1 protein-coding gene is annotated in these 434 nt (G+C 53.5%); it reads left to right on the forward strand.

From position 1 onward, the window contains the following. The coding region (locus N2K84_RS20250; protein WP_282593648.1) for a glycoside hydrolase family 3 N-terminal domain-containing protein at window positions 1-434 on the forward strand (434 nt) is incomplete at both ends.

Raw genomic sequence — 434 nt, forward strand, 5'->3', positions numbered from 1 at the left:
CCGTATCAAAACCCAAATCTCAGTTTTGAAGAACGTGCCGAAGATCTTATCTCGAGATTGACGCTCGAAGAAAAAGCCGCCTTGATGTGCGACCAAAGCGATGCCATTCCCCGCTTGGGAATCCGCAAATTCAACTGGTGGAGCGAAGCTTTGCACGGCTACGCCAACAACGACAGCGTGACGGTATTTCCCGAACCGATTGGCATGGCGGCCTCGTTTAACGATGCCCTGATCTACGATATTTTCAACGCTGTATCGGACGAGGGGCGCGCCAAATACCACCAGCATCTCAGGCGCGGCAACGAAAACAAACGTTTCCTCAGCCTTTCAGTTTGGACACCCAATGTGAACATTTTCCGCGACCCGCGCTGGGGACGTGGACAGGAAACCTACGGCGAAGATCCCTACCTGACATCGCGCATGGGCATTCAGGT

This window comes from Gaoshiqia sediminis (genome assembly GCF_025907915.1).
Taxonomy (GTDB): Bacteria; Bacteroidota; Bacteroidia; order Bacteroidales; family Prolixibacteraceae; genus Gaoshiqia; species Gaoshiqia sediminis.